This is a genomic window from Micromonospora sicca, assembly GCF_003172935.1.
Classification (GTDB): Bacteria; Actinomycetota; Actinomycetes; order Mycobacteriales; family Micromonosporaceae; genus Micromonospora; species Micromonospora sicca.
On the sequence record NZ_QGKS01000228.1, the window covers coordinates 1 to 552 of the forward strand.

General features: G+C 73.0%; 2 protein-coding genes. Both read right to left on the reverse strand.

The features are described from left to right. Nucleotides 1-131: zinc ribbon domain-containing protein (locus DKT69_RS41090; protein WP_161557855.1), on the reverse strand; the 131-nt coding region annotated here is incomplete at its 3' end. Then, nucleotides 118-552: hypothetical protein (locus tag DKT69_RS15895; RefSeq protein WP_236647946.1), on the reverse strand; the 435-nt coding region annotated here is incomplete at its 5' end. The genes DKT69_RS41090 and DKT69_RS15895, both read right to left, overlap by 14 nt.

The following is a 552-nucleotide window of genomic DNA, read 5'->3' on the forward strand; positions in this document are numbered from 1 at the left end:
GCCGCGACGAGATCGCGGTGGCCGGAGAATCCGCAGTGCGGGCAGGACAGGGTCCGGCCGCGGGGTTTCGGTACCCGCCTTCCGCAGGCGGGGCAGGTGGAGGAGGTGCCGCGTTCATCAACCAGCCGCACGGTGATTACCGGCCAAGGTGGCCTTGTCGACCAGAATCTGGATCAGGCGTCCGATCTGCCACTGGCGCAACCGCAGGTTGTGCCGCCGCCCTGCCGGAACGTCGAGCACCCCGCGGGGGTCCCCGACGTGCAGCACACCCACCCGCTGCTCCACCGCCCAGGAGACGACGGTGCGGGCGGCCTCGTGCTGGGCCTGACGAACCCTGCGCCGGTGCCGGCCCTCCACCAGGCGGGCCCGGCGCCGGTACTGCCGCCACCGCCGCGACCCCTTCTGACCCGGCTTCGGCGCCCTACGGGCCACGGCATGGCGGCGGGCCTTGGTGTCGGCCAGGTGCATGCGGTGCTCGGCGCGGATCGCCCGACCCGACACCAACAACCCCTCCCCGCCGGGGCTGGCCATCGCATACGGGTGAATGATCCC